We start from the raw sequence: 25,296 nt of genomic DNA, 5'->3' as shown, positions 1-25,296 counted from the left end.
CGGCGGATCACCACGTCACCGGCAAGCGGTACACGCCGAACGCCAGTTTGTCGTGTTTGAATTCGACCTCGTCGAACGGAATGGCCAGGCGCAGGCCGGGCATGCGTTGCAGCAAGGTTCTGAACACGATCTGCAATTCCACGCGGGCCAGCTGCTGGCCGACGCACTGGTGCGGACCGAAACCGAAACCGACGTGCAGGCGGGCGGGGCGGGTGAGATCCAGTTTGCCCGGCTCCGGGAACTGGCTCGGATCCCAGTTCGCGGGGGCGAGGTCGATGATGACCCCGTCACCGGCCTTGATGGTGTGGCCGCCGATCTCGATATCCTCCACCGCGACCCGCCGCTGCCCGTTCTGGATGATGCTCAGATACCGCAGCAGTTCCTCGACGGCGTTCGCGACGACCTTGGGATCGTCGGTATCACGCAGCAACGCCAGCTGGTCCGGGTTCTGCAGCAACGCGAGCGTACCCAGCGCGATCATATTCGCGCTGGTCTCGTGGCCGGCGATGAGGACACCGGTGCCGATCTGCGCGGCCTCCTTCATGGAGATCTCCCCGGCGGTGACGCGTTCGGCCAGCTCGCTGACCATATCCTCGGCCGGATTGTCCATCTTGGCTTTGATGAGGTCGATCAGGTAGCGCGCCAGTCCCACCCGGCCCTGCTGCGATTCCTCGGCGGTGGCGTAGCGGGAGACACCGGTGGACGCGTGCTGCTGGAAGAACTCGTGATCGGAATAGGGCACGCCGAGCATCTCGCTGATCACCAGCGACGGCACCGGCAGAGCGAGCGCTTCGACCAGGTCGGCGGGCTGCGGCCCGGCCAGGATCGCATCGATATGCTCATCGGTGATCTGCTGGATCGCCGGGCGCAGTGCGTCGACCCGTTTGACCGTGAACGGTTTGGTCATCATCCGGCGGAACCGGCTGTGTTCCGCGCCGTCGGTGTTGAACACCGAGCGGGCCCGATGCGGCACCATATCGAGCATGCCCTCGTTCCAGTGCGGGAACCCGGGCTGATGGTCGTCGGTGCTGATCCCCGGATGCGACATCAACGTTTTCAACTCGGCATAGCCGGTGACCAGCCACGGCGTGCTGCCGTCCCAGATCCGGACCCGGCTCAGCGGCCGTTCGGTGATCAGGCCGAGCACTTCCGGCGGTGGGGCGAACGGGCAGGCGGCATCCCGCTCCAGTGGGTAGTTCAATATGTCCGCGGCTTCCGGCGCGGCATGGGTTTCGGTCACTGTGACTCCTCGTGGACGTGGATGGCCATGGCGGGGCACACGGCGGCGGCTTCGCGGACGTCGTCGGCGAGATCGTCCGGGGGGTTCTCGTCGAGCAGCACGACGATGCCGTCTTCCTCACGCTGGTCGAAAACCGCGTCGGCCGCCATCACGCAGTGCCCCGCAGCAATGCATTTCCCTTGTTCGACAGTCACTTTCATGACGTTCTCTCTCCTGGGTGAAGGGTCGGGAGCTGCGGCCGCTCAGGGTTTCGCCGCCGGGGCGCAACCATTGGCCGCCTCGCGGCGCGGCACCGGCTTCCCGGCGGTGGTGCCGCCGTCGACGGCCAGGACCGTGCCGGTCAGATAGCGGGAACGGTCGCCGGCGAAGTACACCGCGGCCTCGGCGACATCCGCGGGCGTGCCCTCGCGGGGCAGCGGGCGGTCGCGGTTCATCATCTCGCGCATGGTGCGGGTCATCCGCTCGGCCTTTTCCGGCGCCATGGTGCTCGACGCCTTGGCGAGCAGATCGGTGGGGATATTGCCGGGGGCGATACAGTTCACCCGCACGTCGTACTGGGCAAGTTCGATGGCCGCGGATTTCGTGAAATGGATGACGGCGGCCTTGGAGGCACGGTAGGTCATCACCCCGCCGCCGGCCTGCACCCCGCCCACCGACGAGAGGTTGATGATCGATCCGCCCCCGTTGTCCGCCATCTGCCGGGCGGCCAGCCGGGTCCCGGCCATGACGCCGAGGACGTTCACCGACATCACGCGCTGGAAATCGGCGAAATCGTCGTCGAGGATGCTGCGGTGCATCGTCCCGGAGATACCGGCGTTGTTGCACATGATGTGCAACCCGCCGAACTCCTGGACGGCGAGGTCGACGAGCTGGGCGAGCCGGCCGGGGTCGCCGGCATCGCTGACCTGGAACAGCGCGGCGGCACCGCAGCGATCGGCCAGTGCCCGGCCCTTCTCGGCGTCGATATCACCGACCACCACCCGGGCGCCCTCGGCGACGAACCGTTCCACCATGGCGCTGCCCAGCCCGGACGCGCCACCGGTCACCACCGCGACCTTGCCCGCCAACTCGTTACCCATGCGCTGCCTTTCCTTCCGTCACGAAAACCTGCCTGTCCGGGCGCCGGTTCATCCGCTGTGTGCGTACCCGGCGGCAGCGACTCGGGATTGCCGCTCCAGGAAATCCAGGAGCAGCGCGTTCACCACCTCGGGGCGTTCGATTTGCGGGCAGTGCCCGGCCTCGGCGACCACCGCCGATTCGGCGTCCGGAATCCGAGCGGCGACTTCGGCGGCCCAGCCACGTGGCAGCAGTTTGTCGGCACCGCCCTCGATCACGAGGGTCGGCACCCGGATCCGTTCGAACGGCCGGTCCCCCGGCGCGGGCGGCGTCTGCGCACCGGGTCGCCGGAAGCGGGCGGCCGCGAGCGCTTCCCAGGCACCGGGCGCGGTGGCCGATTCGAACCGGCGCTGCACATAGTCCGCGTCGGCGGGATAGGCCGGCGAGGCGAAGAGGGCGGTGACGATCGCCCGCATAGCGGGCAGGGTGGCGTCGAAATCGTAGAGCGCGCGCATATGCTCGTTGGCCTGGATCTGCCCGCCACCGCAGATCGTCACCATGGCGCGCACCGGCAGCCGTGGATTATCGGAGGTGGTGTCGGCGAGCAGATTGACCGCCCCCATCGAGTTGCCGACGAAATACGCCGATTCGATACCGAGCACGGCACAGAATCGGGCGATATGCCGGATCCGCAGGCCGCGGCCGTCGGTGAAGTCGACGACCTTCGCGGAATCGCCGAAACCGAGCATATCCGGGGCGAGGACGCGATAGCGCTGGGCGAGCGCATCGATCGTATGCTCCCAGCCTATTTCGGCGCTCGCACCGAATTCACCACCGTGCAGCAGAATGACAGGTTCGCCGGAGCCCGCTTCGAGGAAATGCGTGCGCAGCCCGTCGACCTCGATCGACCGATGCTCGTATCCGGCAACTGCCCTCGCCCGGCGGCTCGACTCGCTCAGCGAGGACCCTGCGTGGTCACGCTCCGCTACCGCCTCCGGGCCTGACTCGCTCATGCGGTGCCGATCGGCCGGGCGCTGGTGAGCACCTGTACGGCGAGCAGTTCGAGCTGGCCTCGCACGCCGGTGTCGACCAGGGCGCCGGCGTCGTCCCAGATCTTGTCGGCGGAATTGATCGCGACGCCGATCGGTGTGGGCCAGGCCCGTAGCGCATGCCCGATCCCGCGCAGCTGGCCCAGGGTTCCGACGGCGGCCTGCCAGCCGTAGGCGCAGGTGATACAGCCCCACGGCTTGTTGTCCAGATAGACCGTGGGATCGGTACGCATATCCTCGACGTAGTCGAGGGCGTTCTTCACCAGACCGGAGATCGCGCCGTGATAGCCGGGCGATCCCACGATCACCGCGTCGGCTGCTCGCAGCGCCTCGACCAGGGCGACAGCTTGGGGTGTGCGCACCGGATCGTGCGGGTTGTACATGGGCAGATTGATCTGTTCACCACTGAACAACGCCGTCCGGCCACCGCGCTGTTCGACGGCGTCGAGGCAGTGCCGCAGGGCCCGCTCGGTCGACGAGCCGGGGCGTAAGGTACCGCCGACACCGACGACGAACGGGCGCGAACCGGTTTCGGATACTGTGCGATCCACCATTGTGCTTCCCACGGTCATGGCCGGTCTCCTATTTGATGGCGATGGGGTTGATCGGGGAACCGACCGCCCCCACGACACGCAGCGGCGGGGCGATGAGCTGGAATTCGTAGACACCGTCGGCGGCGCAATCGGCGGCCAGGGCGGTGAAATCCCAGTATTCGCCGAGCATCAGGCCCATATCGCGCAGGCACAGCATATGCATCGGCAGGAAGGTTCCCTCGACACCCGATACGGGATGCTCGACCATCAGATTATCGGCGGCGACGGCCGCGATTTCGTGGTCGTGCAGCCATTTCGCGCAGGTCCAGTCCAGGCCCGAATAGGGTTCGGAACCATCGCCCGCCTCGAGGAAGCGGTTCCACCAGCCGGTGCGGACCAGGACGATATCGCCGGATTCGACGGTCACGCCCTGGCGTTTCGCGCATTCGTCGAGTTCGTCGCCGGTGATCGGTTCGCCGACCTCGAGGAACGTGTCCGCGCCGCGGTACTTCACCAGGTCCAACAGGACGCCGCGGCTGGTGATCCCCTTGCTGTCCACCTTTTCGATACCGCAGTGGAAGGCGCCCATACTGGTCACCGAATCGGCCGGGAAACCGTTGTAGAGCTTGTCCCCGTAGTAGACGTGGGAGAAGGCGTCCCATTGGGTGGCGGCCTGCAGCGGCATGATGAGCATATCGTCGTTGAACCGGAACGGGTTGTCGGCGAAGAAGCCGGCCAGTTCACCGGCCACCGAATTCTGCAGCCATTTCGGACCGTACTGGGTCAAGGTTTCCGCGTCGCCGCCGTCGACGGTCATGACGTGCGTGGGATTGGCCCGGAATTTGAACGCGCCCTGCGGGCCGTTGGAGCCGAAGTCGATACCGAGCGGAAACACTCGTCCGTGCCGGACCAGTCCGGCTGCGGCGGCGACCTTCTGCGGGGTGATGAAGTTCAGCGTGCCGAGTTCGTCGTCGGCGCCCCACCGGCCCCAATTGCGCACGGTGTCACCGAGTTTGTAGAAATCGGTCAGAGTTGCCACGTTGCTTTTCCTTCCAGCTGCCTATGCCCGCTCGCCCGGGACCGCCCCGGTGGCTCCGGGCGATTCCGCCCCGGTGGTCTGCGCGGGCGGTGGCCCGGCCAATTCGTCCGCCAAGCGCGCGGCGAGGTTGCCGCCGTCGACCCACAGCACTTGTCCGGTGATGTATCCGGCGGCGCGGCTGCCGAGGAACAGCAGTGCGGACGCCTGTTCGACCGGATCGGCCGACCGGCCCAGCGGTTTGCGGATCCCGTCGAGATAGTCCTGGCCGTATGCCGAGCGCAGCTGGTCCAGGATGGGGGTTTCGGTGACACCGGGGCCGGTGCAATTCATCCGGATACCGCGGCGCGCGAGTTCCACCGATGTGCGCACGGTGTAGAGAATGATGGCCTCTTTGGACAGCCGGTAGCCGCCGTCCGCGAGGGCTTCGGGGTGCGCGGTGCACCAGCCGATTCCCTCTTCCATCGAGGAGGTTTCCAGCAATCCCTTGACCGCCCAGCGGTTCTCCAGATATCCGGATGCGGCCAGCGAGGAGACGCTGACCACCGCCGAACCCGGTTCCATATGCGGGACCAGCGCTTCGGTGATATGCCGCATCCCGAGGAAATTGATGGTGGCGACGCGCAGCGGATCGCCGATACCCGAGGAGACGCCGGCGATATTGAACAGCACGTCCACCTCGGTCCCGATCCTGCGCACGGCCCGGTCGATGGACGCCGGATCGGCCTGATCCATCTCGTGGAATTCGTCGAGTTCGGTGCCCGGGCGCAGCCGGTCGAGGCCGACGATCTCGGCGCCCAGCCCCCGCAACTGCGTGACCAGGCAGGCCCCGATACCGGAGGCACAACCGGTCACCACCACCCGTTTGCCGTCGTAACGCCACCGCCGGGCGATCGAGTCCACCTCGGGCACCGCGCTCTCCTCTCTCGCTGCCGTCGCTCAGCCCTGCTGCTGTTCTTTCAGGGCTTGCGCGGCCTTCACCCGGCCCTCGTTGATCTCGGCCATGGCTTCGGGGATCTCGCTGGCGGTGAATTTGCCGCCCCGGCCGGTGGGCAGGCCGCCGATGGCGTAGCTCTCGTCGAATTCCGGTACCGCCCAGGGCCGGCGCCGTGCTTCGGCCTTCTCCAGTACCGGTTCGAGCCGCTTGGCCTTCTCGGCCCGGGCCACTTCGTCGCGTTCGATGAATTCCGGCAGGATCTCCTTGCCCATGATCTCGATGGATTCCATCGTTCCTTCGTGGCTGCGCGGGTTCAGCAGCAGGATGATCTCGTCGACCCCGCTCTCCTCGTAGCCGCGCAGGAATTCGCGGACCGTCTCGGGGCCGCCGATGGCGCCGCGGCCGGGACCGTAGGCGAGGGTGTCGTCTTCCTTCACCGCGTCCAGATAGGCATCCCACACACCCGTGCGGCCGGGGGTGTGCATACCGGTCATGTAGTAGTGCATGATGCCGAACGAGAAGAAGCCGCCGCCCAGGCCGAGGCGTTTCACCGCTTCCTCGTCGGTCTTGGCGACCATCATCGACAGGTCACCGCCGATGGCGAGAATATTCGGATTCATCTGCGGTACCGAGGGCGCGGCGGCATTCTCGAATTCCGCGTAGTAACCACGCACCCGCTCCCCGAGCGCCTCGGGGCCGGTGTAGGCGAAACTCAGTGCGCCGATTCCCTTCTGGGCCGCCATCTGCACCGACGACGGCCGGGTACAGGCAACCCACAGCGGCGGGTGCGGGGTCTGCCGCGGTTTCGGGATGACATTGCGGGGCGGCATGGAGATGTGCTCGCCCGTGAACCCGCTGAACGGGGTCTCGGTCATCGCGCGGACGGTGACCTCGAGGGCTTCCTCCCATTGGGCGCGTTTATCCGCGGGGTCGATATTGAATCCGCCGAGCTCGGCCACCGACGACGATTCACCGGTACCGAATTCCACCCGGCCGCCGGACAGGTGATCCAAGGTGGCGACGCGCTCCGCGGCGCGGGCAGGATGGTTGATCCCCGGCGGCAGGTGCATGACACCGAAACCGAGCCGGATGTTCTTCGTCCGCTGGCTGGCCGCGGCCAGGAACATTTCCGGCGCGGTGGCGTGGCAGTACTCCTCCAGGAAGTGGTGTTCGGTGAGCCAGACCGTGGAGAAACCGGCTCTGTCCGCAGCTTCTACCTCGTCCAGCCCGTCCTGGAACATCTGGAACTCGTCGTCGTCGGTCCACGGCCGCGGCAGGGCGAACTCGTAGAAGAGGGATATTTTCATCGATTACCTCCGGTGGATTCGATCGTCGCTGATTCGTCCCCCGCCGTGCCCGCCTCGCCCGGTGCCGCGCCGTTTCCGGACGAGACCGTGCCTTTTTCCCCTGCGGCACCGTTGTTTCCGGACAGCTGCCGCTGCGCGCAGTGTTGCGCCGCGACGTATCCGAAGGTCATGGCCGGCCCGATGGTGGCTCCCGCACCCGCGTAGCTGCGGCCCATCACCGCGGCCGAGGCGTTCCCGGTCGCGTACAGTCCGTCGATCACCGTGTCGTCGGCACGCAGCACCCGGGCGTATTCGTCGGTTCGCAGCCCGCCCGACGTGCCGAGATCGCCGAGCACGATCCGGAAGGCGTAGTAGGGCGGTTTCCCGATCGGGAAGAGGTTCGGGTTCGGCAGGGTGGGGTCGCCGTAGTAGTTGTCGTAGACGCTGTCACCGCGACCGAAATCGTCGTCGTGGCCTTTACGCGCCAGTTCGCCGAACCGTTCCGCGGTGGCTTTCAGTTTGTCGGCCGGCACCTCGATCTTGCGCGCGAGTTCGTCCCAGGACCGCGCTTCGACCACCACGCCCGATTCCAGCCAGGCCGCCGGAACCTTCCGGCCGGTCGGCACGGGCGCGAACGGCACCTTGGGGATCGGCAGATGTCCGCAGATCACATACCGATGCCAGGATCGTTCATCGGTGATCAGCCAGCACGGGATATGGGTGACACCGCTGCGCTGCCCTTCGATCATGGCGTGCCCGAAGTCCATATAGGGCGCGGCTTCGTTGATGAACCGCTCCCCTGCCCCGTTGACGATGAACTGGGCGGGCATCATGCGCTCGTTGAGCATGAACTGCATCCGGCCGTCCGGCCACTGCACCGCCGGGAACCACCACGACTCGTCCATCAGATCGGTCGCCGCACCGGCCTTCTCCCCGGCCCGGATACCGTCGCCGACATTGAGCGGGTTACCGAAGCTCCAGTCCGTGTCCACCTCGGGCAGTTCCGCGCGCCGCCACTCCATGTCCCGCTCGAAACCACCGGTCGCCAGGATCACCCCGCGGCGTGCCCCGATCCGGACCTGTACACCCTCCCGTTCGACGACCGCGCCCGTCACCCGGCCGTCCGGGCCGGTGATCAGCGACTGCATCGGGGAACTCAGCCAGAGCCGGATATCCCGCTCTTCCAGCGCGAGCCGCAACCGGGTCACCAGCGACTGCCCGATGGTGACGATCCGGTCGCCGAAGACGCGAGCCCGCACCATCCGCCAGATCAGCTTCAGCAGCACCGCTTTACCGCGCCAGTTCTGCCGCACCTGATAGAACAGCCGCAGATCCATCGGCCCCAGCCAGATTCCCTTGGGCGCCAAGGCCAGCGGTTCGAGTAGTTCGCTCTCGTGTTCCCCCAGCGCCCGGGTGTCGATCGGCGGGACGTTGATGGTGCTGCCCTGCCCGGAGCCGCCGTCGAGTTCCGGGTAGTAATCGGCGTATCCGGGCTTCCAGACGAACTGCATCCACTCGCTGCGCTCTTCGAGGAAGGCCATCATCTCCGGCGCCTTCTCGACATACATCCGCAACCGCTGCTCGGTGACCAGCCCGCCGGTGATCGTCTTCAGGTATTCGACCACCTTGTCCGGTTCCAGTTCGTATCCGGCCCGCCGCTGGGCGGGGGCGTTCGGCACCCAGATTCCGCCGCCGGACAGCGCCGTGGACCCGCCGTATCTCGCCCCCTTCTCGACGATCAGGACGTCCAGGCCCTCGGCCTCGGCCTTCAGCGCGGCCGACATCCCGCCGCCGCCGGACCCGATCACCAGCACATCGACGGTTTCGTCGTAGCCGGTGGTTTCCGGTTCGTCCGTGGTCACGATGCCCTCACCTTTCGTCGGGGGTGGTCGATACGGGGTTGCGGTGGCGGGCTACCCGGGGTCGGCCGGATACGCGGTGCGGACGGCGAAACCGGCGATCAGTTCGGGCGAGGGCCGGTAATAGCGCACGGTGGTCCGATAGGCCCCCTGCGCGGCGAGCGCGGCGAACGCGGCGACCCAAGTGCGGATCTCGTGCGCGGAATTGCCCGCGATCCGGGTGATCTCAGTGTTGGACCAGCCGTCGACGGCCGCCAGCCGGCCGGTGTCGACCAGGTCGAGGAATTCCCGGTCCCAGTCCGGGTTGAGCGGTTGCAGCGGACCGTCCCCGGCCGCGAATTCCCGGGCGGCCGCGATCACCGCGGTCTGCCGGGCCTGTCGCTGTTCGGGGGTCATCGGCCGGCCGTGCACGATCCGCTCCAGCACCGGTGACGGCGCGGTCGCGCGCCGCGGAACCGGCGGATCGTGCGACAGTCCCCCGGAACCGAGAACCAGGACGCGTTTCCCGAGGGTCGCCAGATGCTGCCCGACCGCGGTCCCGAGGGCCCGGACCCGGCGCAACGGCCCGAGCGGGGTCGCGACCGAGTTCAGGAAGATCGGGATCACCGGCCGGGCGCAGGCATCCCCGAACAACTGCTGCAGTGGTTGCACCGTGCCGTGATCGACCGACATCTCCGCCGAGGTGGCGATATCGATGCCGGCCTCGAGCAGTGCCTCGGCCAGTGCCAGAGCCTGCTCTTCGGGAACGTTCAGCGGACCGGCGTACGTGCCGTAGTCCCCGACGCCGGCCGCCGCCGTGCCCAGGCAGAACGGGGGCATGAGTTTGTAGAAGAACCCGTTGTAGTGGTCCGGGGCGAACGACACCACCAGATCGGGGTCGAAGTCCCGCACGAACTCCCGCGCCTGGTCCAGGGCGCCGCCGATCTCGGTCAGCAGCTCGCGGCCCGGTCCCGGTAGTTCAAGAAGCGGGCTGTGCGAGACGCAGCATACGGCCAGCGGCATCGGTACCTCCCGGGGTGAGCGCGAGCGTTTTCCGCAGTGCCGCACCGAGTTCGGGGGCATGCTGGGCGATACAGGCGCCGGCGACGAACCGGTCGGGGCGCAGGAACAGCACGGAATCGAGCTGGCCGTCGAACCATTTCTTCAGCGCCCCGGTGTGATCACCGAGCACCAGCACCTCGGGATCGTCGTGGCCGGTCCAGTGCAACTGGGTGGCGGGACGCGCTTCCACGAACCGGGCACCCAGCTCTTTCCAGCGCGCGAATTCCGCCTCGCCCAGTGTTTTCCGCGGCTGGTTGTTCCAGCACAGCACGGCGAACCACGGGCCGAGGATGTCGTCCAGCAGCACATCCGGCCGGTCCCGGGTGGCGACCCGGGGCTGGATGAACAGCGTGCCCACCGCCGAATGCGGCGACCGCGACCAGCCGTGCACCACCGCGCCCCGGTCGTAGCGCGGCATGGGTTTGAACCGCATACCGAGTACGTAGCGTTTCAGCGGCGGTACCGCGGCCAGCGCGCGCACCGCCACATCACGCACCGCGGCGACCCGCGGGTTCGTCGGCGAGATCACCCGCCCGACCATGGTCGACAGATCGATCATGGCGCGCGCGTGTTTCCGCCGCTCCTGGTCGTAACTGTCGAGCAGGACGTCATCGGCCAGTCCGGTGACCACGGCCGCGAGCTTCCAGCCCAGATTCGCCGCGTCCCGGATCCCGCTGTTGTACCCCTGCCCCTGCCAGACCGGCATCAGATGCGCGGCGTCCCCGGCGAGCAGCAACCTGCCCTTGCGGAATTCGCCGGCGATCCGGGAATGGTGCGTGTAGACCCGGCGCCGGATCACATCCAGCCGTTCCGGGTGCGGGACGAACGGTTCCAGTAGCCGCGCCAGGAATTCCGGAGTCTCGGCGTCCGCGTCGGATTCACCCGGATGCAGCAGGAATTCGAAACGGCGGATGCCGTGCGCCAGGGAGATGGAGACGTTGGGCCGGGCCGGATCCGCGCCGACTTCGACATTGGGGTGGCCGAGCGGGTCACCGTCGATATCGACCACCAGCCAGCGGGTCGAGGAGGTGGTGCCCTCGAAACTCACGCCCATCCGGTGCCGGGTGGCGCTGCGGCCGCCGTCACTGCCCACCACGTAGCGGGCCCGGACGGTCTCCGGGCCGTCCGGTGCTTCCAACTGCACCCGGACCTCGGCGCCGGTGTCCGTGCAGTCGACCATGGCGGTGCCCCAGCGGATCTCGACACTGTCGAAACGGTCCAGCCCGCGCAACAGTTCGGCGTCGACGAGCGGCTGGATGAATCCACTGCGTTTGGGCCAGCCGAACTGCTGTTCGGTGGGTGCGATCTCGGCCAGGAGCCGCCGCTCGCCGTCGACGAACCGCATGATCTGGTTCGGATTGGTATGCGGCAGGATCTGCTCGACCAGCCCCGTCGACTGCAGGGTGCGCAGCGATTCGTCGTCGATTCCGACACCGCGCGGATAGTCGATGAGGGTGGGCCGTTCCTCCACCAGCAGGGTGCGGACGCCGTAGCGGCCCAGCATATTCGCCAGTGTCAGCCCCACCGGGCCCGCGCCGACGAGCACGACGTCGTAGCGCGCGGGGGCGCTGCCGTTCCCGGTATCCATATCAACCACCCAGCAGGAATTCGAGATGAAGCGCGTTGAACGCCGCCGGCGCCTCGTACTGCGGCCAGTGCCCGCACTCCGGCAGCACCTCGAACCGGGCGCCCGGGATCATCGAAGCGATCCGTTTTCCCTCGGTGACATCGGCGGTCGGGTCGTCGCTGGTCCACACCACCAGCGTGGGTGCGGTGATAGCGCCGTATTCCTTCGGGCCCAGCAGGTTTCGGGCTCGGATAGCCGGATCCTGCAGGGCCATGATGTCGCGCATGGCCTCGACGAAACCGGGCTGGGCGTAGATCCGCTGCCGACTGGCGACGATATCGTCGTAATCCTTCGACTTGTCGGCCATCAGCCATTTGATCCGCGCCTGCACGGTCGCCCAAGTGGGATCGGCGGCCGCTGCCATCGACAGCTGCACGATCCGCGCCATCACCTCGGGATCGGCCTGCGAACCCCCCGCGGTGTTGAGGACCAGCCGGTCGACCCGGCCGGGATGGTCGCAGGCGGCGCGGGCGGCCACCCAGCCACCCAGCGATTCGCCGCTGATATGCGCGCGGGGGGCGCCGATCGTATCCAGGAACGCGACGAGATGCCGCACATAGTGTTCGATCTCGAGCGGATGCCCGGGTTTATCGGTGTAACCGTGCCCGAGCATATCGATCGACCAGGTGGAGAAATGCTCGCCGTGCGCCGCCAGATTCCGGACATACGCCTCGGCGTGTCCACCGGACCCGTGCAGGAACACCAGCACCGGTTTGTTCCGGTCCCCGGCGTGCAGGTAGCGCGTCCGCACCCCCGCCACATCCAGGTATCCCTGGCTGAACGCGACCCCCTGCAGATCGCACCACACGCTCTCGTATTCCGCCACTGCTACCTTCCGTTCGTCTACACCCGCGGCCCGCGCACCGACGCCGCGGTGACCGGTCCCGGCCGCACGTCCTCGCTCAGCACTTCGCCGACTCACCGGTGGCGGCGTGGTAGCCGGCCCGGAATCCGAAGACCATCCCGGGCCCGATCGTCCCGCCGGCGCCGCCGTAGGCCCGCCCGGTCACGCCCGCCATCGCATTACCGGCCGCGTACAGGCCCGGGATGACCGCGCCACCGATATGCCGGACCCGGCCGTCGCGATCCGTACGCGGGCCGCCCTTGGTTCCCATGGCCCCCACCGTCACCGGGACCGCGTAGTAGGGGCCGGTGTCGACAGGCCCCAGCGTGCGGCCCGCGACGGTCTCGGCCTCGGGATCACCCCAGTAGCCGTCGTATTCGCTGGCACCGCGGCCGAAATCGGGATCGGCGCCGGCGGCCACGGCGCGGTTCCACTCGGCGACCGTGCGCCGCAAACCCTCGGGGTCGATACCGGTTTTCGCGCCGAGTTCGGCGAGATCGGCCGATTCGCAGAACCAGTCCGGCGCTGTACCACCGGGCTCCACACCGAGAAACCCGTACCGGCGCAGATGTTCGGCGTCGAAGACCATCCACCCGGGGTTGTTGACGTAGCCGCCGCGCGGATCGAGATAGTGGAAGGCACCCGCCATCGAGTTGTATTCGGCGGCCTCGTTGACGAACCGCTTCCCGGCCCGGTTCACGATGATGCTGCGCGGCCGTGTACGTTCCAGCCGCACGCTGCGGCTGCGCTGCCGGCCGTCGATGGTGTCGCCCGGCAACTGCACCACCGGCACCCACCAGGCCTCACCCATATTGCCGAGGTCGGCACCGTGCGCCATGGCCATCCGCAGCCCGTCACCGGTGTTGTTCGGCGGCGACACCGGGCCGGTCATCGGACCGCGCAGGAAGGCCTTGACCAGCCCGGCGTCCCATTCGAACCCACCGGTGGCCAGCACCACGCCGCGCCGTGCGCGCACCGTGATCTCCCGGCCGCCGAGTGCGATCCGCGCGCCGGCGACGGCACCGTTGTCCGCGATCAACTCGAGCCCGCGCGCTCCGGTACGCGGAGTGACCCCCGCCGCCAGCACACCTTCGAGCAACCCGGCCACCAGCGCCTGCCCGGCGACACAGACATCCGCCGAGGCATCGCCCAGGACGGCCCGCAACCGGGCCCGGGTTTCGGCGTCGAATCCGACATTGCTCCAGTCCAGCGGGAAGGTGGTGAGGCGGTCCCGCCACCGGCCGAGCCGGGCCAGGTCGTAGGCCGCCGGCCCGATCGAGCGGCCACCGGCGGGCCGCCCACCGGGAAGTTCCGGCTTGTAGTCCGGGAAACCCTCGGCCACTTCGAAGGTCACCGCGCTGTGCTGTTCGACGTAGTCGAGCATCCGCGCCCCGGTCCGGACGAACACCTCGACCAGTTCGTCGTCCATCGAATCCAGTGATTGCGCACCGAGATAGGCCAGCGCGTGCTCGACCGTCAGCTCGCGACCGGCCCGCGCATGCGCCGGAATCCAGGCCAGGCCACCGGATACCGCACTGGTACCGCCGACCGTGGGCGCCTTCTCGAACAACTCCACGGCGGCGCCCTCCACCGCGGCGGTGAGCGCCGCGGTGAGTCCGGCGGCACCGGAACCCAGGACGACGATATCGGTCTCTTCGTCCCAGGTCGGCGGATCGGATTCGGCGACCGGGGGCTGATGCGAGGGCACTGCGCTGTCCTTTCGGCGAGCAGGCGGAGCGGAAAGCGCCGGTCCGGCGGGCTGTCGTGCGGGCACGAACCGGACCGACTCGCGTAAAACGCTAATCTCCCTTTTCGAGAATATTATTCTCGCAGGATGGATGCCGCAATACCCTGCCGGATCAAATGTTTCTGGATCTTGCCGCTGGGGGTTCGCGGGAAGTCCGTGGCCTCGAACAAGCGGGCCGGCAACTTCTGCCGCGCGACCCCCGCGCGCTCGAAGAACGCGCGCACCTCGTCCCGCGACGGCAGCACACAGCCGGGGTTCAACCGCAGTACCGCCCCCACCACCTCACCGAACCGGCTGTCGGGCAAGGCGATCACCACGGACTCGGCCACCTGCGGCATCGCGTCGAGCACATCCTCGACCTCGCGGGCACCCACGTTCTCGCCACCGCGGATGATCACATCGGCCTTGCGATCGGTGATGGTCAGGCAGCCCGACGCATCCAGCACACCGATATCGCCGGTGTGATACCAGCCGTCGGCGTCGAACACCCGCGCGGTGAGCTCCGGATCGGTGTATCCCAGGCACAGATCCGGCCCGCGGCTGAGGATTTCCCCGTCCGGGGCGATCCGGATCTCCACCCCGGGCATCGCCCGGCCGTCCGTGCCGATCCGTTCGTGCTCGGGTGCGTCCAGTGCCGAGGCGGTAACAGAAGGGTGTTCGGTACTGCCGTAGGCCCGGAACGCGACGATGCCCAATTCGGTGAGCATGCGGGTCACCGCGGCCGGGACCGCCGAACCCCCCAGCCCGACATACCGCATATGGGCGAGATGCTCCGGGGTGTAGTCGGGATGTTCGACCATGCTGGTGACGAAATACGGCGGCCCGCCGCCCACCACGAGGCCGTCGTTCTTCATCAGCGCCAGCGCCCGGCCGGGATCCCAGACGTCGAGCATATGCACCGGGCGCCCGTGCAGTACCGGCAACAGGAAGGCACCGACCATACCGATGAAATGGCCGACGGGGGTCGCGGTGAGCTGATCACCACGATCGTCGCGGTTGCGTTCCGCGAGTTGCCGGGTTTCGCAGCCGAGGGTCTGATGACTGTGCACCACCCCCTTGGGCGCACTGGTGGTACCGGAGGTGAACGCGATGAGGGCCGGCCCGGCCGGATCCGCCGGAAGTACGCCCGGCATCGGCTCCGCGGCGAGCAGATCGTCGAAATCCCGGCCGACCACACCGACGATCGGCACCTCCGCGCACACGCCGGGATCGAAGGTGCGGCGGCCGAACTCCGCCATGGTGACGAAAACCTTCGGTCGGGAAACCCGCAGAATATGCCGCAGTTCGCTGGGGCCGTAGAAATGGACGACCGGTACGACCGCGGCGCCGAGGAAGGACGCCGCCCAGAAGGTCGCCGCGGCCTCCATCCAGTTCGGTAGCTGGAACGCGATCACATCGCCGGGCCCGACCCCGCGAGCGCGCAGCCCGGCGGCCAGGCACCGCGCCACCCGTTCCACCTCGGCGAAGGTGCCCCGCCACGGCCGGGTATCGGAATACACCCGGAACACGACGCCGGGCGCGGCCGCCAGTGACCGGCTCAGCAGGTCGCCCATGGTGTCGCGGGTCCACCAACCGGCCGCTTCGTAGCGCTGCCGCAGTTCGTCCGGAACAGCGCGGGTCATCCGCGCTCACCTCGTAGGCCTCGCAGGGTCATGACCGTTCACCCCTTTCGCACCGCCGGAGTCGCGGGCCCACCACTCGGGTCGTCCGGGCGAACCCACCGGAGCCGGCTGGTGAAAATAGAATTCTCTTAATAAGAAAACGGTTTACGCGCCGAGCGACGCGCGACCGCCGAGGTCATTGCGCGAGGTAGAGCAGCGGAGCCTGCCCGCCGATCGTAAACAGCGCAGCCGACCAGGCTTCTGCCGAAACCTTGCCGCCGACCCCACGGGTAGAGTACCGTTCTCGTATGCGAAAACGCAGTTCTTTTCGCATACGAGAACAGCCGTATATCCGCAGCCGGTACCCGGCGGTGCTGGGTCGACACCGCATCGGGGCCGCGGCCGGATCGACGCGTGGCAGTCGCCGCGCACCCTGTCCCGTGCCGCCTGCCGCTCCCGGTGGACCGGCACACCGGGCAGGTCACTCCCGAATACAGATCGAAAGGGAATGCTGTGGGACGTGTTGAGGGCAAAGTCGCATTCATCACGGGCGCCGCGCGCGGTCAGGGCCGTAGTCACGCGGTACGGCTCGCGGAGGAAGGCGCCGATATCATCGCCGTCGACATCTGCGAGAACATGTCGACCATCGGGTACCCGCTGGCCACGCCCGAGGACCTCGAAGAAACCGTGCGCCTGGTCGAGAAGACCGGCCGCCGTATCGTCGCGAGCAAAGCCGATGTCCGGGACGCCGTGGGCCTGAAGGCCGCGCTCGACGCCGGTGTGGCCGAATTCGGCAAACTCGATATCGTCATCGCGCAGGCCGGCGTTGCCGGGATGAAGGGCCAACCGGATATCCAGGCCTGGACCGATGTCATCAACACGAACCTGGTCGGCACCATCAACGCCATTCAGGCCGCGCTTCCGCATCTCGGTGAGGGTGCGGCCATCGTGGCCACCGGTTCGACGGCGGCGATGATGGACACCGGCAAGATGGACAATCCGGGATCGGATCTCGGCGGTATGGCCTACGTGCACTCCAAGCGCGCACTGTCGTACTACATCTACGACATCGCCCGGCATCTCGCGCCCCGCGGTATCCGCGCCAACGCGGTTCACCCGACCAACTGCAATACCGACATGCTGCAGAGCGAGCCCATGTACCGCTCGTTCCGGCCCGACCTGGAGAACCCGGGCCGCGCCGACGCCGAACCGGCCTTCTACGTGCAGCAGGCCATGAAGACCCCCTGGATCGAACCGGTCGATATCTCCAACGCCATCCTGTATCTGGTCTCGGACGAAGCCCGCTTCGTCACGGGTATGCAGATGCGGGTCGACGGTGGTGGCTACCTGAAGTGGTACGACCACAAACTCTGATCCTCCTCCGGCCACGCCGGCGCGGGCGGCGCGCGAATATCGCAGGCGATCGAGACGCGCGCCGCCGCCCGGTGGCGAGCCGGCCTCCCCGACCATTCCCGGAGCGGCGCAGAGTTCCGGGCCCCCGGCGAAGGTTCGCCACCCAGTGACCAGCAGAGGGACTACAGACCGTGACTTCTACGGAAAACGACCAGCGCAAAGAGCCGCGGTTCCATTTCGATCGGCACACCCCCGAATACCGCGAGCAGTTCACCGAGATCACGCACGAGATGCACGCGAAATGCCCGGTGGCGTGGAGCGAGACGTACGACGGGCATTGGGTCGCCGCCGGCGGTAACGCGGTCTTCGAACTGGCCCGGTGTCCCGAGGTGTCGGTCGACCACGATGTGCACAACGAACGCCGCGGCTATCAGGGCATATCCATTCCCAAACCGCGCCGCGCCGCGATGGTGCGCGGCGGCATGCTGGAGATGGACGAGCCGGAGCACCGGACCTATCGTTCCGTGCTGAACCCCTACCTTTCCCCCGCGGCCGTCAAGCGCTGGCAGCCGTTCATCGACGAAGTCGTGCGCGCCTGCCTCGACGAGAAAATCGAGACGGGCCGGATCGATTTCGTCGACGATCTGGCCAATATCGTGCCCGCCGTGCTGACGCTGGCCATGCTGGGGATTCCGCTGAAGAAATGGTCGGTGTACAGCGATCCGGTGCACGCCTCGGTCTACACTCCCGAGGATTCGCCCGATGCCGCCCGTGTCGCCGAAATGCACCGCACCATGGGCATCGATATCCTGACCAGCCTCAACGACGCGAAGACCGATCCGCGTCCGGGCCTGATCAAAGCGCTCACCGAACTGCGGATCGACGGCGAGCCGGCGCCCGATATGGAACTGCTCGGAATGATCGGCCTGCTGATCGGCGGCGGTTTCGATACCACCACCGCGCTCACCGCGCATTCCCTGGAATGGCTGTCGGAGAATCCGGAACAGCGCGAAGAGCTGAGCCGCGACCGCGACGAACTGCTCGATTCGGCCACCGAGGAATTCCTGCGCTATTTCACCCCCGCGCCGGGTGACGGCCGCACCATCGCCGACGACTGCACCTATCAGGGCATCGATTTCAAAGAGGGCGACCGGCTGTGGCTGTCCTGGGCGATGGCCAACCGCGACCAGACCATCTTCCCCGACGCCGACGAGATCGTCCTGGACCGCAAGGGCAACCGGCACTTCAGCTTCGGGCTGGGCGTGCACCGGTGTATCGGCTCCAATGTGGCCCGCACGGTGTTCAAATCCATGCTGCTGGCCGTGCTCGACCGGATGCCGGACTACACCTGCGATCCCGAGGGCACGGTGCACTACGACACCATCGGCGTCATCCAGGGGATGCGGAACCTGCCGGCCACCTTCACCCCCGGTAAACGCCTCGGCCCCGGCCTGGACGAAACCATCGAACATCTGCAGCGGATCTGCGATGAGCAGGGCCTGGCCGCCCCGGTGACCGAGCGGCCCGATGCCGCGGTGATCGATTTCGAGTACTGACCGCCGGTGCCGGCCGGACCGGTGAGCTCCGGCCGGCACCCTCGACTTACCGACGAGGACCGCGATGAAGGATCTGCCCGGCGGCACCCGCACCCCGGTGATCGATACCAGCGTGCATATTTTCTTCCGCTCCAACGACGATATGCGCTCGTATCTGCGCGAGCCCTTCAAGAGCCGCGGCATCCCCGCCCCGGAAATGGACTGGTACGGCGCGCCCGGCGGTGAATACGTCAAGGGCGCCCGCGGACCGCACAAGGGCTACCCGGGATCGGATCCGGAGTTCGTCGGACAGCAGTTGTTCGAGGCCCGCGGTGTCGATGTGGCCGTCCTGCATCCGATGACGCGCGGCATTCTCCCCGACCGGCACCTCACCACCGCTGTGCTCTCGGCACACAACGACATGATGGTGTCGCGCTGGCTCGACGGCGGCACCTACCACGACCGCTTCCGTGGCACCTTACGGGTGAATCCGGAGGACATCAGCGGTGCGTTGCGTGAAATCGACCGCCTGGGCGGCCATCCGCGCATCGTCCAGCTCGGTATCCCGCTGCAATCACGCGAGCTGTACGGCAAACCGCAGTTCTGGCCGCTGTGGGAAGCCGCCGCGGCGGCGAACCTGCCGGTGGCCGCGCATATCGAAACCGGCGAGAGTATCGGTCTGCCGCCGACCCCTTCCGGCCATCCGCGCACGTACGAGCAGTACTACGGGTTCATGGGGCTGAACTACCTCTATCACCTGATGAACATGATCGCCGAGGGTGTGTTCGAGCGGTATCCGGGCCTGAAATTCGTCTGGGCCGACGGCGGCGCCGATCTGCTCACCCCGTTCACCTGGCGGATGGACACCTTCGGCCGGCCGCATCTGGAACAGACCCCCTGGGCTCCCCGGATGCCCAGCGACTACCTGCCCGGACACGTGTATTTCGTACACGCGACGATCGACGGTCCCGGCGATGCCTCGTTCGCCGCGGAATGGCTGGGCTTCACCGGCAAAGACGACATGGTGATGTTCGGGTCCAGTTATCCGCACTGGCATTCCGGGGATACCGACACCCTGCCGGCCGCGCTGACCACCGAACAGCGGGAAAAACTCTACTGGCGTAACGCGGCGCGGCTGTACAGCATCGATGTAGACACCGTAACGGCTGTCGGCTGATGTCTGCTCCGCGATCGCTGTTCGGACGGTCGGATCACTCCGCAATGGTGCTCGAGGAGACGCACTGATGCGATACCTCCGCCAATGCTTCGGCCTCCGCCGGCCGCACGCAGCCCCGATGAAGGAGGCGTTATGATGCGATACCTCCGCCTTCGCTACGGCCTCCGCCGACCACATGCAACCCGTACGAAGGAGGCGTTATGACAAGGGCACAGGACCGGGCGCGTATTCCCTCCACGGAACTGGTTCCGGTACGCGTCGTCGATTCCGATGTCCACCCGGTCCCCCGGCGGGGAGACCTGGTGGAGCACATTCCGGAACCGTGGCGCAGTTCGTTCTTTCTCAGTCACCGTGTCGGCGACACCATCATCTACGACGCGCCCGATTACGCGCATTCCAAGGCGATGCGGGTCGATACGTTTCCCGAGAACGGCGAATTCCCCGGCAGTGACCCGGATATGGCGTTCCGCCAGCTCATCATGGACGCGGGCTCGGATATCGTCATCCTCGAGCCGACCGTGAAGGCGACCCGCCTGCCCGAGGCCACGGCCGCGATGGCGACGGGGGTCAACGGCTGGCTGAATGCGCAATGGCTGGATTCCCACAACAACTGGCATCGGCGCTGGCGCGGCTCGATCTGTGTGGCGATCGACGATCCGCGTTCCGCGGTCGCCGAGATCGAGAAGTGGGCCGGGCATCCCTATATGGCGCAGATCCTGATCAAGGCCGAACCGCGCCCTTCCTGGGGCGATCCGGGTTACGACCCGATCTGGGCGGCGGCGGTGAAACACGACCTGCCGGTGAGCTGCCACCTCAGCCGCGGCGCCTACGAGACCATGCCGATGCCACCGGTCGGTTTCCCCAGCTACAACCACGATTTCATGGTCACCTACTCGCTGCTCGCGGCGAACCAGGTGATGAGCCTGATCTTCGACGGGGTCTTCGACCGGTTCCCGGCATTGCGCATCGTCTTCGTCGAGCACGCCTTCACCTGGATCCTGCCGCTGATGTGGCGGATGGACGCCATCTACGCGGCTCGCGGTTCCTATATGTCGATCAAGCGGAAGCCGTCGGAGTACGTGAAGGAACACATCAAGTTCACGACTCAGCCGCTGGATTACCCGGAGGACAAAACCGAGCTCACCCGGGCGTTCGAATGGATGGAAGCGGACAAGATCCTGCTCTACTCCTCGGACTACCCGCACTGGACCTTCGACGATCCGCGCTGGCTGGTGAAACACCTCCCGCCCGCGGCGCGGGAGAACGTGATGTTCCGCAACGGTATCGAGACCTACCACCTGCCGGAGACCGTTCCGGCACTGCCCGGACAGGTACGGGTGCACTGATGGGTGACGTCAGCGAAACCCCCGCGCGTATGTCCTCGGGCGCGGGCTCCGCGCCGGAGTCCGGCAGCACCGGAACGGCAGCGACACCGGAGATCCCCCGGACAGCGGCGGAGCCGGCAGCCCGCCCACCGGTCCCCGGCCCTGCGGGCAGCGCAGATGTTCCGGCGACGGGCGCGGCTGCGCCCACGGCGGGTGCCACCGCAGTACGGCGGAACCGGGGTGCCGGAGACGCGTCCCCGGCATCCGGCACGAGCCGGCGACTCGCGCAGGGCCGGGAGCATATCGTCGCGACAGTGAACGAGATTCCGCCCGGTTCGTCGAAAGTCGTGCCGATCGGGCGGCACGGGGTGGGTGTGTACAACGTCAACGGCACGTTCTATGCGATCGCCAATTACTGTCCGCACGAGGGTGGTCCGCTGTGCGCCGGGCGTACCCGCGGCCGCACGGTGGTGGACGAATCGGTGCCCGGTGATTCGGTGATGGTGCGGGACAACGAGTTCATCTACTGCCCGTGGCATCAGTGGGGGTTCGAACTCGCCACCGGCACCACCGCGGTGAAACCGGAATGGAGTATCCGTACCTATCCGGTGCGGGTGGTCGGCGAAGACGTCCTGGTCACCGCCTGACCCGTTCAGCAGATCCGGCCGGCCGCCCGCTGCGGCCGGCCGCGGGAGTTCCCGCCCCGGGCGACTCCCCGGACCCTTGGCAGGAGTGTGCAGATGCCCGCGGTAACGGTCAACGGTGGCAAGGTGGTCTACGAGATCCTCGGTGACACCGGCGATCTCATCGTGCTGACGCCCGGCGGCCGGTACAGCAAAGAGATCCCCGGCCTGCGACCGCTGGCCGAGGCCCTGGTCGCCGGCGGTTACCGGGTGCTGCTGTGGGACCGGCCCAACTGCGGGGCCTCCGATGTGCAGTTCACCGGGCAGACCGAATCGCATATGCGCGCCGAAACCCTGCACGGGCTGCTGACCGAGCTGGGGACGGGGCCGGTGATCCTGGCCGGCGGGTCGGGTGGGGCGCGCGATTCCATGCTCACCACGATGCTGTATCCGGACCTGGTCACCGATCTCGTGCTGTGGAACATCGTCGGCGGCGTCTACGGCACCTTCAACCTCGGCGCCTACTACGTCCTGCCCAGCCTGCAGACCGTACGGGCCCTCGGGACCGAGGGCCTGCTGCGGATGACGGAATGGCGGGAGCGGATCGCCGAGAACCCGGACAACGAACAGCGGCTTCGTGCCCTGGACGCCGACGAGTTCGTGAAACTCTCCCTGCGCTGGCTCAACGCCTATGTGCCGAAACCGGGTCAGACGATTCCGGGAGTGGACGACGAGATGTTCGAGCGAATCCAGGTGCCCACCTTGATCATCCGCGGCGGCGCCAAGGATCTGGATCATCCGAAACGCACCTCGCTCGAGGTGCACTGCCTGATCGAAGGTTCGACGCTGATCGACCCGCCGTGGCCCGAGGACGCGTGGGAGCGCGCCATGGAAGACCGCGCGCAGGGCCGGGTGCAGCACTACAACATGTTCGACACCTGGGTGCTGGCCGCGCCGGAAATCCTGAAATTCCTGGGCGCCCGATGACCCCCGGCCCCGTGTCAGACCGTGCTGATCCGGACCTCGCAGTTGGTCGAGGCCTCCAGGGCGGTGAGGATCCGGCTCTCCGGGACCCGCTCGAGATCGGCCGCGCGCAGGCGCACCTGCAGGATGTCGTAACCGTCGGGTCCCGCCGTGCGAATGATCTCCCCGGTGAGCCCGAACCCCGCCAGCACCCCGTACGCGTCGGCATCGGTACCGCGGCTGATATAGGTGACCACACCCGGCACCGGTTCGGTGCCGAACACCCGCGCGCAGACCTCGGCCACCCGCACCGTATCCGCACCGGCATCCGCGGTATCGAGCAGCACCTGCACCTCGCGCCGGGACCGCGGGGCGGCGCGGAGATCCTTCTCCAGGACTTCGCCGCCGGTTCCGGCGAGCGCGGCGGCCAGCTCGGCCATCCCGCGGGCCAGCGATTCGCCGCTGAGCGCACCGGCCGGATCGACGTTCACCCGCAGCACCGCAGTTCGCATGCGCACGAGCCTAATGGGCGCAGTGTGACGCAACCCAGCCTTGTCCCGCCCGGGGCCGCGGCGAACCGGCAGTACTCCGATACGAGCGGCTCGGCGCCGCGCCCACTCAGGAGGCACGATGCAGCATATTTTCTCCTCGGCCGGGGGCTTGGCCGTGGTTCCGTATCCCGGTAGCGAACCGCGCCTGCTGCGGCTCGGTGGTGGAGTCGAGTCCGCGTACGAATATCGGGACAGCGGCGGCTATCGCCCGCTCGGTTCGGTGGCCGCGCTCGCCGACGCCATCGAACACAGCGGATTGCGCGGGCGCGGGGGCGCCGGGTTCCCGTTCGCGGTGAAGGTGCGCGGTGTGCGCGCGGGGAGCCGTGCCGGGGCGGGAGCGCCCGCCGGCTGGACGGAAACCGTGGTCGTCGCCAACGGTGAAGAGGGCGAACCCGCCTCGTTCAAGGACCGCTGGCTGCTGCGCCACCGCCCGCATCTCGTACTCGACGGGTTGCGCCTGGCGGCCGCCCTGGCCGGCGCCCGGCGCGGGTACCTCTACCTCTCGGACCCGGAAGCAGAACGCTCGGTGACCGCGGCCCTCGACGAACTCGGCGGCGCGATCCCCGGCGGGCCCGAACTCACCGTCGTCCGCGTCGCCCCCGGGTACGTCGCGGGTGAGGAAACCGCGGCCGTCCAGGCGATCAACGGTGGCCGGGCCGTCCCGACCGATAAACCCCCGCGCCCCTACGAAGCGGGCGTCGCCGGGCTGCCCACGCTGGTCAGCAATGTCGAAACCCTCGCAAACCTGCCGTTCCTCGACCGGTGGGGTGCCGACGCCTATCGCGCGGCGGGTACCGCACTCTCCCCCGGTACTTTCCTGTCCACCGTGACCGCCGCCGGCCGGGCACCCACCCTCTACGAACTCCCGCACGGCCTGCCGGTCACCGAACTCCTGGGCCTGCACGGGATTTCCGCGGAATCGGTCCGCGGCGCACTGGTGGGCGGATACTTCACCGGACTCCTGGACCGCCGGATCACCGAACTCACCCTCGACCACGAAACCCTGCGCCGCGCCGGCGCGGGCCTGGGCTGCGGCGCGATCGTATTCCTCACCGAAGAGTGCCCGGTCGCGGTCGCGGCCGCGGTCCTGAACTATTTCGACCGGGAGAACGCCGGACAGTGCGGGTCGTGTTTCCACGGCACCGCCGCCATGGCCGCCGCCACCACCGCCTTGGCCGAAGGCCATGCCACCGGCGACGATCTGGCCCGGCTACGCCGCTGGTCGACCGTATTGCGCGGCCGCGGCGCCTGCGGCACGCTCGACGCCGCCTGCAATACCGCGGCGAGCCTGCTGGACCGTTTCCCGCAGGAAGTCGCCGCACATCTCGACAACCACTGCCCGGACTGCGCGGGTAGCCCCGCCACCGACCGAGCGCCCTACTGCGTCCACACGGAGGCCGTCCTGTGAAGATCAAACTGGACCGCACACTCTGCGACGGTTTCGGCCTCTGCGCCAAACACGCCCCGGATCACTTCCCCCTCGACGACTGGGGCTACGCCTCCCTCGCCGGCGATCCGGTGATCTCCCCCGCCGACGAGCCCGCGGTCACTCGCGCACTCCTGGACTGCCCCGTGCACGCCATCAGCATCCTGTCCGAACAGACGGTCACGAATCCGTAACTGCTGCGGCGGAAATCGCGGTGCCGAAGCCACTCAGCAGCGCGTCGAGGGCGAACTCGAACCGGGATGACCGGTCGGATCGTCCGGCCGCCACGGCGAAGAGCGGATAGCTACCGGCGTCCACCGCGGGTTCCCGGGGCGTTTCCACCGGGGAATCCGGGGTCATACGTAAGCCCGTGGCGGCGTACCCGAGTACGAATGCCGCCAGGGATTGCACCATATCGTGGGGGGGGGGGGGGGGGGGGGGCGCCCCCCCCGCGCGCCCCGCCCCCCGCCACACACAAGAAACACAA

Annotated in this window: 23 protein-coding genes and 1 pseudogene; 8 read left to right on the top strand and 16 right to left on the bottom strand. The window is 67.7% G+C overall.

Going from position 1 to position 25,296, the window contains the following annotated elements:
• Positions 1-7: 7 nt before the first annotated feature.
• The 14 genes from QH276_RS03690 to QH276_RS03625 form a co-directional block, all read right to left on the bottom strand.
• Positions 8-1,240 carry a cytochrome P450 gene (locus tag QH276_RS03690; protein WP_280401951.1) on the bottom strand — a complete coding sequence of 411 codons (1,233 nt, stop codon included), beginning with the start codon at positions 1,238-1,240 and terminating at the stop codon, positions 8-10.
• Positions 1,237-1,440, bottom strand: a complete 204-nt coding sequence (locus QH276_RS03685) for a ferredoxin (RefSeq protein ID WP_280401950.1) — start codon at positions 1,438-1,440, stop codon at positions 1,237-1,239. The genes QH276_RS03690 and QH276_RS03685 overlap by 4 nt, the downstream gene beginning before the upstream one ends.
• 42 nt (positions 1,441-1,482) lie before the next feature.
• Positions 1,483-2,319, bottom strand: coding sequence for an SDR family NAD(P)-dependent oxidoreductase (locus QH276_RS03680; RefSeq protein WP_280401949.1), 837 nt, complete (start codon positions 2,317-2,319; stop codon positions 1,483-1,485).
• Between the two features lie 48 nt (positions 2,320-2,367).
• The gene (locus QH276_RS03675) at positions 2,368-3,309 is read right to left on the bottom strand and encodes an alpha/beta fold hydrolase (RefSeq protein ID WP_280401948.1); all 942 of its coding nucleotides are present in this window, start codon (positions 3,307-3,309) and stop codon (positions 2,368-2,370) included.
• Positions 3,306-3,917 carry an NADPH-dependent FMN reductase gene (locus QH276_RS03670; protein ID WP_280401947.1) on the bottom strand — a complete coding sequence of 204 codons (612 nt, stop codon included), beginning with the start codon at positions 3,915-3,917 and terminating at the stop codon, positions 3,306-3,308. Before QH276_RS03670 ends, QH276_RS03675 begins: the two co-directional genes overlap by 4 nt.
• 10 nt (positions 3,918-3,927) lie before the next feature.
• Positions 3,928-4,917, bottom strand: coding sequence for a cyclase family protein (locus QH276_RS03665; protein WP_280401946.1), 990 nt, complete (start codon positions 4,915-4,917; stop codon positions 3,928-3,930).
• 21 nt (positions 4,918-4,938) lie between these two features.
• Complete coding sequence (locus QH276_RS03660) at positions 4,939-5,826, bottom strand: coniferyl-alcohol dehydrogenase (RefSeq protein ID WP_280401945.1); 888 nt, start codon at positions 5,824-5,826, stop codon at positions 4,939-4,941.
• Between the two features lie 27 nt (positions 5,827-5,853).
• Positions 5,854-7,158: an LLM class flavin-dependent oxidoreductase gene (locus tag QH276_RS03655; RefSeq protein ID WP_280401944.1), complete on the bottom strand. Its 1,305-nt coding sequence runs from the start codon at positions 7,156-7,158 to the stop codon at positions 5,854-5,856.
• Complete coding sequence (locus QH276_RS03650) at positions 7,155-8,921, bottom strand: FAD-binding protein (RefSeq protein WP_432278732.1); 1,767 nt, start codon at positions 8,919-8,921, stop codon at positions 7,155-7,157. The genes QH276_RS03655 and QH276_RS03650 overlap by 4 nt, the downstream gene beginning before the upstream one ends.
• Before the next feature lie 129 nt (positions 8,922-9,050).
• Entirely contained in the window at positions 9,051-9,998 is a 948-nt protein-coding gene (locus QH276_RS03645; RefSeq protein WP_280401942.1) for a 3-carboxyethylcatechol 2,3-dioxygenase, read from the bottom strand.
• Positions 9,955-11,625: a bifunctional 3-(3-hydroxy-phenyl)propionate/3-hydroxycinnamic acid hydroxylase gene (locus tag QH276_RS03640; RefSeq protein WP_280401941.1), complete on the bottom strand. Its 1,671-nt coding sequence runs from the start codon at positions 11,623-11,625 to the stop codon at positions 9,955-9,957. Before QH276_RS03640 ends, QH276_RS03645 begins: the two co-directional genes overlap by 44 nt.
• Before the next feature lies 1 nt (position 11,626).
• Positions 11,627-12,490 (bottom strand): alpha/beta fold hydrolase, encoded by an 864-nt coding sequence (locus tag QH276_RS03635; RefSeq protein ID WP_280401940.1) that lies wholly within the window; start codon positions 12,488-12,490, stop codon positions 11,627-11,629.
• A gap of 76 nt (positions 12,491-12,566) precedes the next feature.
• A complete protein-coding gene (locus QH276_RS03630; RefSeq protein WP_280401939.1) occupies positions 12,567-14,216 on the bottom strand; it encodes an FAD-dependent oxidoreductase in 1,650 nt (549 codons plus the stop codon).
• A gap of 113 nt (positions 14,217-14,329) precedes the next feature.
• Positions 14,330-15,877, bottom strand: coding sequence for an AMP-binding protein (locus QH276_RS03625; protein WP_280401938.1), 1,548 nt, complete (start codon positions 15,875-15,877; stop codon positions 14,330-14,332).
• A 492-nt stretch (positions 15,878-16,369) separates the two neighbouring features.
• Here QH276_RS03625 and QH276_RS03620 point away from each other — a divergent pair, with 492 nt between their 5' ends.
• The 6 genes from QH276_RS03620 (at position 16,370) to QH276_RS03595 (ending at position 22,856) form a co-directional block, all read left to right on the top strand.
• Complete coding sequence (locus tag QH276_RS03620) at positions 16,370-17,230, top strand: mycofactocin-coupled SDR family oxidoreductase (protein WP_280401937.1); 861 nt, start codon at positions 16,370-16,372, stop codon at positions 17,228-17,230.
• Positions 17,231-17,400: 170 nt separating this feature from the next.
• On the top strand, positions 17,401-18,765 hold the full coding sequence (locus QH276_RS03615) for a cytochrome P450 (RefSeq protein ID WP_280401936.1): 1,365 nt from the start codon (positions 17,401-17,403) through the stop codon (positions 18,763-18,765).
• A 64-nt stretch (positions 18,766-18,829) separates the two neighbouring features.
• Positions 18,830-19,921, top strand: a complete 1,092-nt coding sequence (locus QH276_RS03610; protein WP_280398322.1) for an amidohydrolase family protein — start codon at positions 18,830-18,832, stop codon at positions 19,919-19,921.
• A 200-nt stretch (positions 19,922-20,121) separates the two neighbouring features.
• Positions 20,122-21,267 carry an amidohydrolase family protein gene (locus QH276_RS03605; RefSeq protein ID WP_280398321.1) on the top strand — a complete coding sequence of 382 codons (1,146 nt, stop codon included), beginning with the start codon at positions 20,122-20,124 and terminating at the stop codon, positions 21,265-21,267.
• 293 nt (positions 21,268-21,560) lie between these two features.
• A complete protein-coding gene (locus QH276_RS03600) occupies positions 21,561-21,893 on the top strand; it encodes a Rieske (2Fe-2S) protein (protein WP_348536617.1) in 333 nt (110 codons plus the stop codon).
• 93 nt (positions 21,894-21,986) lie between these two features.
• Complete coding sequence (locus QH276_RS03595; RefSeq protein ID WP_280396841.1) at positions 21,987-22,856, top strand: alpha/beta fold hydrolase; 870 nt, start codon at positions 21,987-21,989, stop codon at positions 22,854-22,856.
• A gap of 14 nt (positions 22,857-22,870) precedes the next feature.
• On the opposite strand, the gene QH276_RS03590 is transcribed toward QH276_RS03595, so the two are convergent.
• On the bottom strand, positions 22,871-23,344 hold the full coding sequence (locus tag QH276_RS03590) for a hypothetical protein (RefSeq protein WP_280396842.1): 474 nt from the start codon (positions 23,342-23,344) through the stop codon (positions 22,871-22,873).
• A 118-nt stretch (positions 23,345-23,462) separates the two neighbouring features.
• On the opposite strand from QH276_RS03590, the gene QH276_RS03585 reads away from it, so the two are divergent.
• The gene (locus QH276_RS03585; protein ID WP_280396843.1) at positions 23,463-24,791 is read left to right on the top strand and encodes an NADH-ubiquinone oxidoreductase-F iron-sulfur binding region domain-containing protein; all 1,329 of its coding nucleotides are present in this window, start codon (positions 23,463-23,465) and stop codon (positions 24,789-24,791) included.
• Positions 24,788-24,988: pseudogene (locus QH276_RS03580) on the top strand (ferredoxin); the annotation flags it as partial. The gene QH276_RS03585 and the pseudogene QH276_RS03580, both read left to right, overlap by 4 nt.
• A 1-nt stretch (position 24,989) precedes the next feature.
• Here QH276_RS03580 and QH276_RS03575 read toward each other — a convergent pair.
• On the bottom strand, positions 24,990-25,223 hold the full coding sequence (locus QH276_RS03575; RefSeq protein ID WP_280406622.1) for a hypothetical protein: 234 nt from the start codon (positions 25,221-25,223) through the stop codon (positions 24,990-24,992).
• Between the last annotated feature and the right edge of the window lie 73 nt (positions 25,224-25,296).

Origin of the sequence: Nocardia carnea, assembly GCF_029869215.1 — a bacterium.
Taxonomy (GTDB): domain Bacteria; phylum Actinomycetota; class Actinomycetes; order Mycobacteriales; family Mycobacteriaceae; genus Nocardia; species Nocardia carnea_B.
The sequence above is the reverse complement of the archived record's forward strand: the minus strand, read 5'-3'. Positions and strand labels throughout refer to the sequence as shown.